The sequence below is a fragment of the Candidatus Enterococcus moelleringii genome (assembly GCF_017377575.1).
GTDB lineage: Bacteria > Bacillota > Bacilli > Lactobacillales > Enterococcaceae > Enterococcus_A > Enterococcus_A moelleringii.
In genome coordinates, this window is sequence record NZ_JAFREM010000010.1 from 49,798 (window position 1) to 63,196 (window position 13,399).

Here is a 13,399-nt window from a genome sequence, read left to right on the forward strand (position 1 = left end):
TTACTTGCCTCCTTTGAAAATCGTATTTGCTTGGTCCCAATATTCGCCTTCAGCCAGCTTCAAGCCAGCCTCCCGAATCTCCAAACCATTTTCTTGTGCGATTCGATAAACAATATGTCCAGCACCCTTGCCCATTAATTCATGAGCTAATACTTGATTAACAATTTCTGTGGCTTCAATCGATGAAAAACCCATTCTCAGCAGAATCGACCGTTCAATAGAAGGCGAGGTATACTTTTTCCCCAGCTCCAGCATCGGTTCTACCACTTGTTCTGCCAGCTGCCAGAAACGATCTTTTAATTCTTCATCCGATAAGTTTGCCAACGGCTTTCTTGCCTCTTCAAATGTTACTTGATTTTCTTCAACACTCATCTTATTCACCCCTACCATTCAATTTTGCTATAATTTTTTCAACTTCTGCTACCGTACTATTGATTTCTGCGGCTAAAAATTCTAATTCCATTTGACTCAAAGGCATTGTGGCTTCCTTCAAAGAATTTTTGACTAACGAGTTTCTCAATCGTTGCAAATCAATATCTCGAACCGTGATTTTCTCAGGAGATGCCGGTAAAACAATTGATTTTCCAGGCACTTCATCTTTTGGATCGCCAAAATACAACTCAATTCCATTTTCTCTAGCAAAGGACAGCTGCGGCTGGACACTTTTCCCGGCCCCTGTATACTCAGTTTCCTGTACTAAAATAATTTGATCTTCCGGCATTTCCTGCGCCAAAACAAAAGCAGCCGCCAAAGAAGTGTTGCCGGCGGGTCCTTTTTCCAGACCTTCTAAATTAGCCAGCGCTTCAGTAATAAAGAAGACTTCCCCTTGACGAATCATGACATAGCGATCCATATATCTTAATGGTCGAGCGGCCGAACGAGGAACGTCCGAACGATCCGGCCAAGTAGAAAACGGAACCCCAAAACCAGTATGACCAGTGGTAAAAGATTTGCGATTAAAATCTGTATCAGAAGCCATATGAAGACCACTTAAATCAACGCTGGCACCTACCACTTTACAAGTGGTGTTGCCGGCTTGCCGCATTCCGCGGGCAGTTCCTGTTAAATTGCCCCCACCAGCGTTCGTTGCGACTACTACATCCGGTTGTTGACCTACTTCAGCCTCAAATTGTTTGACGATTTCATAGCCTAAGGTCTCTACGCCAGCAATCCCAAACGGTGTATATAAAGACGCATTAAAATAGCCGGTCTCTTCAATCAACTGTAAAAATTGGTAAAATAATTCTGGTCCAACGGTCAACTGGACTACTTCAGCACCTAAAGCTTCACACTTGCGGGCTTTTTCAACAATCTCCGGCTGACCGAGGCCTTTAGAATCAAAGCACTCTTGAACAACGATACAATTTAACCCTAACTTCGCAGCATGACAAGCAACTGCCGCCCCATAATTGCCGCTGGTTGCAGTGACCACTCCTTTATAACCCAGCTTTTTCGCATGATACACCGAAACAGCTGCCCGGCGGTCTTTGAAACTGCCGGAAGCATTCGCCGCCTCGTCTTTCACGAAAATTCTCGCTCCTTTACCGGGTTGAGCATATTTTCTAGCTAGCCGAGTGAAATTTTTCAGCTCTACAATCGGCGTATTCCCCACGCCTACTGAACGTTGAATTTCAATCATTTCTTCCATTGAATAAGCAGCTTCTGACATCATTTTTTCATAGTCAAAGGCGATGCCCTCTAATTCAAAATCATCGTAATTAATTCTTAGAGAATCTTCCATGATTTTTCCACGACGCGCCATTACCGCTTGATAACTGTTTTCTTTATCCGTCACTACCGCTCACCTCCGAACAATTCTGCTTGCAGCATCTTATCAATCTCTACGATTTCTGGCACGAAATCGCCGAAGCTGTGATAAAAGGTCGGGTTCCCTTGAACCAACGTTCCTTTAGCGATTCGTTTAGTTACCGTTTCTATTTCGACTTCGTCACCTATCTCGGCATCTTCTAACAAAAAGCCCTTAACCCACATTTCCAGGGGAACCTCTCGAGTATCATCAGGTACTTGTGGTGCACGTTGGTCTGGTGTCAATATAATCGTATGGATTTGAACCCATTCACCCTTTTTTAACATGATAATTTTTCTCTCCCCGCTTGTTTTATTTGACAATTTTTGCTTCTTCCTGAATTTGATCCCGGAAATCCCCTAAGATTGCATGAGGGATCGGCAAATCGATCATGGTCACCAAACCAGGTCTAGCATTAATCGTTTGCGGAATCATGTTGACACACATAGCGATAGTTCCCACGCCGCCTTCGATTTCCGGCGAATTAACCATATTGACCATAGGGTTGCCATCAATAATCACGTAATCTCCCGTATTTACTCCAACTTGTTCCGGCTCAATCTGTTGTGGATGATCCATTTCAATCAGTTCCTTGCCATCCTTGATTCCACTGGCTTTCATTGATACACCTGCGACGGAACCGGCTTTTGCTTCACCATATGGCGCCACACGATCCTCATCAGTAATAATAGGGTCCATCGATTGTGTCACTTCATCCAATTCAACACCTAAAGCTGCGGAAATCATCCCTACCGACTCAGCAAAGCCGACATGCCCAGCTAAAGTACCATCCGCTTTTCCTTGTTCAAATTCTTCAACCGAAATACCAATACCCTGCTCTTCCATAACCGCTTTGCCAAATGGTGACAATGAATTCACGCGTCTAGAAGTGATGTGATTGATATCTTCGCAAGCACCTGTCATCACCAAGACCAACACGTCCATAATCAACCCTGGATTAATCCCTGTTCCCAAAACTGAAACGCCATTCGCTCTGGCCAAATCGTCAATCTTTTTCGCCAGCTCAGGATTTTGTGCCTGCGGGAAAGCCATTTCTTCTGCGCTAGTAATGACATTCATTTTATTTTCAACAATCAATTTAATTTTATCGAAAGCTTTAGCTGTGAAAGAGTCGGTACATAATAAAACGACATCTGCTGCTTTTTCTTGAATTACTTCTTCAACTGTTCCGATTTTAATATTTTCGTTTTCAGGGTATTCTTCGCCTAAGATTTCGAATATAGGTTTGCCCACCTTCGCGCCAATATCAATGGCACCGACAACATCGACCCCTTTTTTCTTCATTAACATTTTGGCCATTCCTGAACCCATAGCACCCATACCCCAGACAATTACTTTTACGTTTTTCAAATTCCTTACCTCCTAATATATTTTAGTGAATCATTAACAGCTCGTTGACACCTATTCACCAGTGGGGGTTTTAAGCCCTTTACGCCGAGTGTTATTCCAAACCGTTGAACCGATAAATAAAGCAATAAATACTGGTGCGCCCGTCGTCAAGGCTCCTCGTTGCGTTGGATCAAGAACCATTCCGGTGGCTACCAAAATACACAATACAATCAACAAAATTGGAATAAATGGAAACAGCGGAATTTTAAATTTGAGATCCGCGATTTTCTTTCCTTTGCCTAAGAAAACTTTTCGATATTTAAGGGCACAAACACCGGTGATGGCATAAACAACTAACTCAGCAGCTCCAATAAAGGAGGTCATGAATAGATAAACCACATCCGGCGATACAAAGCTGGCCGTTACTGCGAAAAGAGTGAAGCAAGTCGTAACTAATAAGGCGTTCATGGGAACTTTTTTCTTGTTTGTTTTCTTTACAAATGATGGCGCTTGTTCAAAGTGACCAAGAGACCATAATGTACGAACCGCTGCAAAAACATGGGCATTTGCCGATGATAAAGCCGAAGTAACGATTACCAGATTCACAATCAGTTCTGCTGAGCCGATCCCCAGCTCACGGAATACATACGCAAAAGGACTCCCCAACAAATCTGCCTGACGCCATGGTAAAACGGCAATCAGGATAAACAAGGTGACTGCGTAACTGATAATAATACTAAGCGAGCTCACCTTAATTGCCTTTGGTAAAACGACTTCCGGATTTTCACTTTCTCCAGCAGCTGTAGCAAACATATCAGCGCCGCTATAAGCAAAAACGGCGGTCATCATTGACATCATGATAGGTCTCATTCCAGTTGGGAATAATCCGCCATCATTAGTAAAGTTGGCTAAACCAACGGCTTCTCCGCCAACAAGACCAGTAATGATGCCAATCCCAACTAAAGCAAAAACAACAATCAAAATGACTTTTATACTACTGAAGAAAAAGGAAGAGGAACCATAATCTTCACTCGATCTTGAATTCAAGAAGAACAACAGCATCGCAAAGCCGATAATCCACACTAGCGAAGGAACTTGTGGGATAATGTTCCCCATGATAATGGACGATGCCACGATCTGTGTGGGCACAGTGATCGCCAATTGCAGCCATTTAATCCAACCAACAGTAAAACCTGCCCCATAGCCTAGAAATTTAGAAGCGTAAGCCTGCACATTTCCGGACACCGGCATTTCCACCAGCATTTCCCCCATACAAAGCATCATCAAGACCATGATCAACGCCCCGAAGCCATAGGCGATGAAGGTCCCGCCAGGTCCAGCTTGCTGAACAACATAACCGGTTCCTAGAAACAGCCCGGTCCCAATCGTCCCCCCAACACTTAGCATCGCAATATGGTGAGTTTTCATGCCTCGATTCAATGACTCAGAACTATCCGTATTCAATTGAACTTCTTCATTTTTATTACTCATGATTTCATATCCTCCTGAGATTTTTTTGCTTCATTAACGCTTAAAGTTAGCGTATAAATTCTTTTTTTACATATCTGCTTGTAAACGAACTTAATAAGGAGCCGTAGGATAAGGAAAACTCAACTTCCTTTCCAACTTGATAATCATCTCCGGTATTGCTCATGTCTAAAATCAGGTGATCCGAGCTGGCACCCAAAATTTCAATGCGTTCATCCAGTGGTGTAATGTCATCGGGATTCACATCCTGTCTGCCAATAGCCGCAACACCTCTCTTCATATTTCCTTTATCAACGTACTCTGGACGATTACCAAAAGCATCTACCCCAATTTCACCAATCGGGTAAGAAGGCTTCGTTTTTAATTCGACTAATTCAGCCTTCAATGTAAACACATTTTGGTGCATTTGCGGGTAAGTTTCCCCATAGGCGGTTTCCCTGCCTAAAACAAAGGTTTCACCAATCCGTAAATTATTAATTCCTTCAGGCAAGTAGTCGGTTGAACTGTCTAATAGATACAAGGAACTGGAGTTGCCCCCGGACACCATTTCCAGTGTTAAGTTATATTTTTGCTGCAGCTGTTTTTTCAATTCCACTAGTTGTCCTAAATTTTGGTGATTCGGTATAATCGCTCCATAACAAGTTAAATTGACGCTTAATCCTTTGATCCAAATGTTTGATAGTTTCATAATTTCTGCAGTATCTGCAAGTAATTCTTGTTGATCAAAATACCCTTCTCTCAAATCACCCAAATCAACCATCAACACAATTTCATGAATTTTGTTCTGCTCTTTTGCGGCTTGATTTAAGCATTTGACGGTCTCCAGCTCCGAATTAAAGCTAATGTCCGCGTACCGAACGATCTCTTCAGCTTCACTTTGCATTGGAATACGAATCAGAATTTTTTTCTTTGGTGAAGCTTGATAGCTGATCAAGTTCTCAATCCGCGAATCGCCAAAATAGTCAATTTCTGGAAATTTGTCATAAACAGCGATCATTTCCGGATGAGCTTCAAATACTTTCGTCACCGCAGTAATCGAGAGCTCAGAGGCCGCTAATTTTGCGGCAATAAAGGCGATGTTTTTTTCAAGTTTTTCTAGATTCACAACAATCCTTGGGTTTTTCACTTTTCTCCTCCTTCTTACAAAAATTGTTAAGCGCTTTCTGTAATTAGAATAACCAACAAGAGGCCTTAGAAGTATTTCGAAATGGCATAGTTGCTATTCAAAAAGAGAAGGGCAGTGACTAAGCGATGCCCTATAAATAAGATAGAGACGATTTACTAGACTTAAGGAAAAGAGGCGCAGTTATGAATAGCATACAAACCACTTTCAATTTAGATAATGAACCCCAGCTTGATACTTTTTTAAAGGATTTCTCTTTTGCAGCAAACGTTGAATTGATCGTAGTTAAGAGCCATCCGCATTCTTCAAAATCACCTATTTGCTACAACAAAGAAGGAGAAGCACGTACATTGGATTCAGATTCCTATCCGCAGCAATACTCAGCTGTCCAAACCATCGTGGAACGGCTCGCTGATTGCCAGCAAACTTGTTACTTGGACAACCTGCCCTTCACCATTTTGGAACTCAAATTCAATGAGCGGCTCGCCGGCTATATTTTTATGATCCATGATTTAACTATCCCGCTTAAATGGTTGGCTATTCATGAAACTGCAACAGATGCTTTTTTGTTGCAGCAACGCCAACGCCTCGAAAAGCTGACCGACTTTTTTGTGATGTCCTCAAAAGAGGCCCTTAAAGATAGAAATAGTCCCAATTGTTTGACTATTACCCGAAAAAAAACAAACGAAAAAGACCACACGCTAAGTAATGAAGTGATCTATGCGCAAAACTATATCAACGAGCATTTGAATCACAGTCTCTATTTGGAGGATGTTGCTCAGCAAGTCTATTTAAGCAAATATTACTTTTGCAAGCTCTTCAAGAAAGAGGTGGGTATGAGCTTTGTCAATTACCTCAAACTGCAAAGAATCCAACGTGCTAAAGAACTGCTGGCTTATTCCGATTTAAAAATTGAAACCATCAGCAAAGAGGTTGGCTTTTCACAGCCCAGCTACTTTTGCAAAATTTTTAAAGGCTTGGTCTCCGTTTCACCGGCTTACTACCGGAAAAGCTTTCGGAAAAATAAAATTGCGTAATTGTTTCTGAAGGAAATTTTTAAGGATACAAGGAAGGTCTTACGCTAGCACGACTTACCAACGCAAAAAAAGAGAGGAATACGGTTTTAATAAAAAAACTCTTCGCCAACTGCATTAGTAGTGCAGCTGACGGAGAGTTTCACATTTATCTATTCAATTAATTCGTTACCTTTTAAAACTGTCCAACCACGTTCATGCTTGTAGTTTAATGGTTCCTTTTAAAAAAAAGAAGTTCCGAGGCTGAATCTCTTCTTATCACTCCAACCCTTGCCGCAACTGGCGATAAACAATCAAACCATAAATCACATACGTCACTAAAAAGATTAGATTTACTAGGGGAATCACTTCAAGTGACCACAGCCTGGCTTCTGGAATCGGAGTAGTGAAAAATGACCCGCGAATAATCTCCAACACGAGAATCCAGGAAATGACGTTACCGGCAAACAAAGCTGGCAATAATGGAACAAAAAAGTAAAGCAACACTTGATTACGCAGTATTTTTCTTCTTTGCGACTGAGCTTCTCCCAAGTGATCCAGTAAAATATCCTGCTGGCTCACCATCCGACGATCGCTTAATAGCTGTACTGCTAAAATTGTCGCACCAGTAATACAAAAAATAATTCCCAACAACGTAATCGGCAAAATCATGGGGAGCCCATCCGAGCCTTCATTTTCGATCTTGCGGCCGAATACATAATCATCTTTAGTTACTAACAAGGAATTATTCACGGTTGACATCATTCCGCTGCCCGTCAATAAGGTAGTCAAATTTGGCGTCTGCTGAATCACTTCACTTAATCCTGTCTGATCGGCAAATGATTTGATCTGCGCTGCATACAAACTATACAAAACAGACGTGTTTGCTACCGCGCTGTCCGGCACTATCAAAATAAACCCGTTACCGTTGCCATAATCTGTGTATTGGTTGAAATCTTCCGTATAAACACCAGCCAGTTCTAATTGCCCTGCTAACTTCAACGGGTGCTGTTTGCCGTAAGCTGATAATGCCGGCTCTAAATAGTCCAAACAGTGAATAAAATAACCCAAATCCATTATTTTAATCGGTTGTAATCCCAGCATTTTCCGCAAGGCTTGATAGTCACTCAGCTTCATATAAGTATCGTATTGGCTTTCCTTTATCTCCATATCAACCACCTGATAATCGGCAATTTCCTGCTGGCGAATAGCTGAAAAATCAGTCTGCTGATTGTGATAAAGATTGTAAGCGTAGCTTTCCTGTATTTTCGCCACCTCAGACAAAATCGGATCGTAATCCCGCATACCAGCTGCAACGCCTTGATGCAGTACCACCACATCAAAGGCGACAAACTGCTGGCGTTTTTCGGCTACTTTACTAATACCTGAGGCCATTGCTAAACTGCACAATCCCAACATAAATAACACACCTAAAGCCTGCAAAGTCCGCTTCAAGCTGTGCATTTTCGCTGCAAATGTCCGATACAAAATCAAGCGATGCTTGCTATACAGAAAACTCTGGTGCTTTTCTATCCAAAAAACAACTACGCCTGACAAGCTTTCGAAAAACAAAAAGACAAACAATGTGCAACCTGCTAGTCCCAACAAAATATCATAAGCATTTACAAATGGACGTTGCACAAGACAATACACTCCGGCCGCAAAACTCACCACCGCTGCTGCAAACAAAAACAACTGAACATAGCTGGAGGTCACCACATTTTTACCAACGGTGGATTCTAGATAAATTAATTCCTTCAAAGTCAGCTTTTTCAACTGGCGACGATTCAGCAGCAACGCCACCACAAAAATCAGCAGCACATAGACAATTGTCAGTTGCGTCCCTTCTCTAGACAAACACAAAGAAAAGTGATAATTCTGGCCTAAAATCACCATCGTCGCTGCCTTAAGAATTTCCGCAAAAAATACTCCACAAGGAATGCCTAATACCAGTGCTCCGATACCCAGCAAGCTATTTTCCATCAGAATCATCTGGGAAATTTGGCGATTGCTGATTCCTACTAACATGTAGGTGCCCAGCTTGCGCCCGCGTTTGGTCAGCATAAATTTCAGCATGTAGTTCACCAGCCAGCCGATAATCACCACAATCAAAAAAGAAACAAAGAACGTCAGCGGCTTCATCCCCGCCATTTGCATCGTAACAATCGGCGTCATCTCTGGGGAGAAAATCAAACTGTTAAACCCATACAACAAGACAATCGCCAGCAGCAACGTCACAAAATAAATCAAATAGTCGGCTACTTGGCGTTTAGCATTTAGAAAGGATAAATGACGCAGCATCTAAACCCCTCCAATCACTGACAACACACCCAGAATTTCTTGGTAAAAATCCGGCCGCGAACGCCCGCCGGCATGCAGCTCATTAAATAACCGGCCATCTTCTAAAAAGAAAATCTTCTTACAGTAACTAGCTACAAAAGGATCGTGGGTCACTACTAAAATAGTGGTCTGCAGCAACTGATTTAATTCCTGCAGCGTCTTCATCAAGGTTTGAGAAGATTTACTGTCTAACGCGCCGGTCGGTTCATCCGCCACCACCAATTTTGGGTTGGCAATCAATGCCCGAGCACAAGCCGCCCGCTGCTTTTGTCCCCCTGAAACCTCTGACGGATATTTTTCCAATACATCCTCAATTCCCAACTGCTCCGCCAGTTCTTGCACTCTTCGTTGAATTTCCTTGTGAGGCCTTTTCTGAACGATTAACGGCAGCGCGATATTTTCTGTCAGCTTCAAGGTATCCAGCAAATTGTAATCTTGAAAAATAAAACCTAAATTTTCCTGACGAAATGCAGTGATCGCTTTTTTGCTCAAGGTTCTTAAGTCCGTCTGATTCAAAATAATTTGTCCCGCTGAAACCTCGTCAATCGTCGCAATACAATTCAGCAGCGTACTTTTTCCTGAGCCAGAACTTCCCATGATCCCGATAAAATCTCCCGGCAGCACATCGAAGCTGACCCCGTCTAAAGCCTTGGTCAAATTATTTTGGCTGGTGCCGTAATATTTTTCCACCTGCCTGACTCTTACTAATGGCTCCATCGCCCTCACTCCCTTACTACCTCCAGTATCAAGGAAAATACCGGCCGATTGTAGCACTTCTTGTTGCAAAAATCTGTCATTTTTGACAGAATTTACCCTCTTTGCAATTGCGGAAACTCGATCATTACTTCGGTATACTCCCCTAAAACCGAATCAATCGACAGACCCAGCCCCAGTTTGTCACATAAGCGCTTGCACAAATACAGTCCAATCCCCGAAGATTTTTCATGAATACGGCCTTTTTTTCCAGTAAAACCTTTATCAAAAATCCGAGGCAGCTCCTCTTGGCTAATCCCTAAGCCGTTATCACGGATGACTAAACAAGTCCCCGACGCCGTTTTTCTAGCATAAAAACAAAGATCCGGATTATCGCTGCGATATTGTATACTGTTGTTGATGATTTGCGTTAGGATAAAAAGTACCCACTTTCTATCCATCCAAACAACTTCTTCATCCACTTCTACCTGAATCCGAAAGCCATGACCGATTAACTGCCGCTGGCTTTTCTGAATCGCCTCGTGAACTACCGTAGCCAGCGAAACCTCCTGCAGCAAATAGTCCTTATTCGCCTCACCACTGCGAGCATAAAATAACGCCTGCTCTACGTAATAATCCACCAAACGCCATTCCTCCAGCAGCTCCTGCTTTTGCTGATCCGCCAACGACAAATTCTCCAGCATCAGCTGACTCGCCGCAATCGGCGTCTTCACATCATGTACCCACTGCTCGATGTATTCCTGATATTCCTCAAAGCTCCGACGGTAATCCGAAACCTGCTGGGTCATGGAGCGATTCGCTTCCCGCAGAAGATCAAAATAACACTGCTCCAAAGCTGATCGAGGTTTTCCCGCAATTTCCGCCAACAGATTCTTTTGATCTAAGGCCGCCATCGTCTCTTTCAATTTCCTGATTCGTTGCCGCTGACGAAAAAACTGCCAGCCGTAATAGAAAAGCAATACCAGCAACCAAATACCAAAGATCAAAAATAAATAATCTCCAGCAACTCCAATAAACCGCAAAAAAATCGCCAAGGCCACGCCGCCAAAACCATTCAATACCAGCGATAAATAATGATCATCTAAAAATTGTTTAATTGTCATATCAAATACCCCTGTCGATATTTGGTTTGGATGAAGTTAGACAGGCCGATTTGCAGAAGCTTTTTCCGCAGCCGAGTCACATGCAAGCTCAAAGCATTGTCATCGATATATAGCTGATTGTTCCATAAATAATCAATCAAATCACCGCGACTGACGATCGTCTCCTTGTGCAAAAACAAAAAATGCAAAATCTGCAATTCATTCTTCGTCAGCTCCACCGTTTGCTGGGCAAAGGTTGCCGTCGATTTAGCCAATGACATTGTGACTCCTTTATAAACAAGTTCACTGCTTGTATCATTACTGCCTGCCCGTTTCAATAACGCCTTGATTTTCAGCAACAAAAGTGAAATGTTGTAAGGCTTGGTTATGTAATCATCGCCGCCTAACATCATCCCCTGAATCTCGTCCTCCACCGCCGAACGACTGGTCACAAAAATAATCGGCACATCCGACTCCGCCCGAATCTCGCTGCAAATCGTAAAGCCGCTTGTTGTTTGCTCCTTTAAATTCACATCCAGCAACACCAAATCAATCGCCGCTTCATTAATTTGCAGAGGGATTTTTGCATACTCCTCCACCACTTCCACATCGTACTGATTGTTCCGCAAAATCAATGCCAGCTCCCGCTCAATCACCGGATCATCTTCCACAATTAAAATTTTCGCCATTCCCGTCACCTGCTTCCTGTACTAACTGTCTTAATTAACTATAGCCTATTTGCAAAGACCGATACAACCGGCTAAAGGCGGAAAACTAATAATTTTGATTGATAGATATGATGACAAAATTCACTGAAGGAAAAGTTCCCTTCGATATAGCCTTTCCAAAACGTAAAAAAGCATCGCTAGATTTAGCTAAAATAGTAGAAACAATCCCTAAAACAAAGATTTCTTCACAGGAAGATTTAGAAAAGTGGCTGGAACCAAACAAAAAAGCCTGAAAAATTCAGACTTTTCATTCACTACTTATCATCATGCCAAATTAATCCGCGTCCCTTTATCGGCCAACTCATCCGCTAAATCATTCAGTCTATCACCCGAATGGCCCTTAACCTTAACAAAACGCACAGTCATATCTTGTGTCAATTCATCAAACAAAGCAACATAAGCTTGAGCGATTGGTGCATTGGCTGCCCATTGTTTCTCCGCCCAAGAAGCAATTCCCTGGTAATCGTAATAAATTTTGATTTTATCGACCTTATTGGCTTTCGCCCATTTCACAGCTTCGATGCAGGCGAAAACTTCCCCGGCGATTTGGTAGCTGGATACATATTTCGGATCATTGCCGCCAAAAGACAACTCTTCAATAATTTGATCGCCCTTCAAAATAACCACACCCGAACCATATTGCTGGCGGCCTTTGTTAAATGATCCGTCAACATAAGCCTGGTATTCATTTGGAAGCGTCGGCGTGTCTTCAGTACTCATATTGACAAAATTCTCTGCCTCTTCCCGCGTTGGAAAAGACTTAAAAATTGATCCCTTAAAACCGCTGACTTGTTTTTGCGCCTCGCTCCAAGTCGTATATACACCCGGCTTGCGCCCGATTCTGATTCCGTAAAACTTTGCCACTGATTCGTGCTCCTATCTGATTGTAAAATTTGTCCTTCTCATTATAGCTTACCTGTCAGATTTTTACAGTTATCTTTTTCAAAAAAAGCTCGCCAAAAAAGCCTGAAAAAAATTCAGACTTTTGCTTGATTGTTACGCTGGTGCTTCTTAGCAGCTGTTTCGTCGATTTTTATAATTAACTCTATCCCGTTGTCGAAATCTTCAATCAACAAATCAATTACCTTTTCCTCTAGACCGCGAAGCTTGGACTTGCCTTTTGACCAATTGTCTATTGTCCGTTCGTTAACGCCCATTAACTCCGACAAGCTAAGGTGTTGATCGTTAGCTTGTCGCGTGACAATTTTTATTTGATCAGCGTATTTACGACTTTCTTCTTTTCTAGCTGCTTCTTCCTTACAGTCAATGTTCTCCTTTTGTTCCTGCAAGCGTTCCTCTAAAATGGGACTTAATTTTAGCAGGTGTTAGTAAAGCTTCCAAACGCTCAGCGTATATGCCCAGTTCATTGGCAAGTTCTTCGAAGGTCCAGTTCATATTATTGGATACAGCAAGCAATTCTTTAGTCTTATCTTTATACGAAATGTTCTGCCAGAATCCCAAGTTTAAAGCTTCTGGATTAATTAACATTCGCATCAGCTCCTTTATTGACTTAACAAGAGTTACTATCGTTAGAAAATCCGGCACCGCCCAGCCTAAAAACTCATACGAATGATACGGCCTCATCAACTTACCTGAAATCTTGATTGTCATTCTCTTACCTCCGATTATACGCAAACTGCCAGTGTTTGCAACTTTGAATCCAGAAGGCTTTTATCCATTTCCTTCTATTATAAAGATACGCAAAAAGGAGAGACTTATTTCCGTCCACCCAAAAAAAAGCAATGAACTGATAG

Annotated in this window: 15 protein-coding genes; 2 read left to right on the plus strand and 13 right to left on the minus strand. The window is 42.3% G+C overall.

The features are described from left to right. Genes JZO70_RS05835 through orr form a run of 6 tightly spaced genes read right to left on the minus strand, consistent with a single transcriptional unit; the run spans position 1 to position 5,771 of the window. Positions 1 to 372, minus strand: coding sequence for an ornithine aminomutase subunit alpha (locus JZO70_RS05835; RefSeq protein WP_207672610.1), 372 nt, complete (start codon positions 370 to 372; stop codon positions 1 to 3). 1 nt (position 373) lies between these two features. Further along, positions 374 to 1,795, minus strand: coding sequence for a 2-amino-4-oxopentanoate thiolase subunit OrtB (gene ortB, locus JZO70_RS05840; RefSeq protein WP_347565095.1), 1,422 nt, complete (start codon positions 1,793 to 1,795; stop codon positions 374 to 376). Beyond that, positions 1,795 to 2,094, minus strand: coding sequence for a 2-amino-4-oxopentanoate thiolase subunit OrtA (gene ortA / locus JZO70_RS05845; protein WP_207672611.1), 300 nt, complete (start codon positions 2,092 to 2,094; stop codon positions 1,795 to 1,797). The genes ortB and ortA overlap by 1 nt, the downstream gene beginning before the upstream one ends. Before the next feature lie 25 nt (positions 2,095 to 2,119). Next, complete coding sequence (gene ord, locus JZO70_RS05850) at positions 2,120 to 3,178, minus strand: 2,4-diaminopentanoate dehydrogenase (RefSeq protein WP_207672612.1); 1,059 nt, start codon at positions 3,176 to 3,178, stop codon at positions 2,120 to 2,122. A 51-nt stretch (positions 3,179 to 3,229) separates the two neighbouring features. Then, positions 3,230 to 4,648, minus strand: a complete 1,419-nt coding sequence (locus JZO70_RS05855; protein WP_207672613.1) for an amino acid permease — start codon at positions 4,646 to 4,648, stop codon at positions 3,230 to 3,232. A 46-nt stretch (positions 4,649 to 4,694) separates the two neighbouring features. After that, positions 4,695 to 5,771 carry an ornithine racemase Orr gene (gene orr, locus JZO70_RS05860; protein ID WP_207672614.1) on the minus strand — a complete coding sequence of 359 codons (1,077 nt, stop codon included), beginning with the start codon at positions 5,769 to 5,771 and terminating at the stop codon, positions 4,695 to 4,697. Between the two features lie 182 nt (positions 5,772 to 5,953). Between orr and JZO70_RS05865 the strand changes: the two genes are divergently transcribed. Continuing rightward, complete coding sequence (locus JZO70_RS05865) at positions 5,954 to 6,805, plus strand: helix-turn-helix domain-containing protein (protein WP_207672615.1); 852 nt, start codon at positions 5,954 to 5,956, stop codon at positions 6,803 to 6,805. Positions 6,806 to 7,060: 255 nt separating this feature from the next. Here the strand turns inward: JZO70_RS05865 and JZO70_RS05870 are convergent, their stop codons facing one another. From JZO70_RS05870 to JZO70_RS05885, 4 genes are all read right to left on the minus strand, one after another. Next, positions 7,061 to 9,082 (minus strand): FtsX-like permease family protein, encoded by a 2,022-nt coding sequence (locus JZO70_RS05870; protein ID WP_207672616.1) that lies wholly within the window; start codon positions 9,080 to 9,082, stop codon positions 7,061 to 7,063. Beyond that, positions 9,083 to 9,838 carry an ABC transporter ATP-binding protein gene (locus JZO70_RS05875; RefSeq protein ID WP_207672617.1) on the minus strand — a complete coding sequence of 252 codons (756 nt, stop codon included), beginning with the start codon at positions 9,836 to 9,838 and terminating at the stop codon, positions 9,083 to 9,085. It lies immediately after the preceding gene. A gap of 92 nt (positions 9,839 to 9,930) precedes the next feature. Continuing rightward, positions 9,931 to 10,938: a sensor histidine kinase gene (locus JZO70_RS05880; protein WP_207672618.1), complete on the minus strand. Its 1,008-nt coding sequence runs from the start codon at positions 10,936 to 10,938 to the stop codon at positions 9,931 to 9,933. Further along, a complete protein-coding gene (locus tag JZO70_RS05885) occupies positions 10,935 to 11,606 on the minus strand; it encodes a response regulator transcription factor (protein WP_207672619.1) in 672 nt (223 codons plus the stop codon). The genes JZO70_RS05880 and JZO70_RS05885 overlap by 4 nt, the downstream gene beginning before the upstream one ends. Before the next feature lie 107 nt (positions 11,607 to 11,713). On the opposite strand from JZO70_RS05885, the gene JZO70_RS05890 reads away from it, so the two are divergent. Next, the gene (locus JZO70_RS05890; protein ID WP_207672620.1) at positions 11,714 to 11,878 is read left to right on the plus strand and encodes a hypothetical protein; all 165 of its coding nucleotides are present in this window, start codon (positions 11,714 to 11,716) and stop codon (positions 11,876 to 11,878) included. 31 nt (positions 11,879 to 11,909) lie between these two features. On the opposite strand, the gene JZO70_RS05895 is transcribed toward JZO70_RS05890, so the two are convergent. From JZO70_RS05895 to JZO70_RS22380, 3 genes are all read right to left on the minus strand, one after another. Continuing rightward, the gene (locus JZO70_RS05895; RefSeq protein ID WP_207672621.1) at positions 11,910 to 12,509 is read right to left on the minus strand and encodes a ribonuclease H1 domain-containing protein; all 600 of its coding nucleotides are present in this window, start codon (positions 12,507 to 12,509) and stop codon (positions 11,910 to 11,912) included. A gap of 113 nt (positions 12,510 to 12,622) precedes the next feature. Then, positions 12,623 to 12,934 carry a hypothetical protein gene (locus tag JZO70_RS22375; RefSeq protein WP_242703806.1) on the minus strand — a complete coding sequence of 104 codons (312 nt, stop codon included), beginning with the start codon at positions 12,932 to 12,934 and terminating at the stop codon, positions 12,623 to 12,625. Then, on the minus strand, positions 12,909 to 13,256 hold the full coding sequence (locus JZO70_RS22380; RefSeq protein ID WP_242703807.1) for a hypothetical protein: 348 nt from the start codon (positions 13,254 to 13,256) through the stop codon (positions 12,909 to 12,911). Before JZO70_RS22380 ends, JZO70_RS22375 begins: the two co-directional genes overlap by 26 nt. Positions 13,257 to 13,399 lie beyond the last annotated feature (143 nt).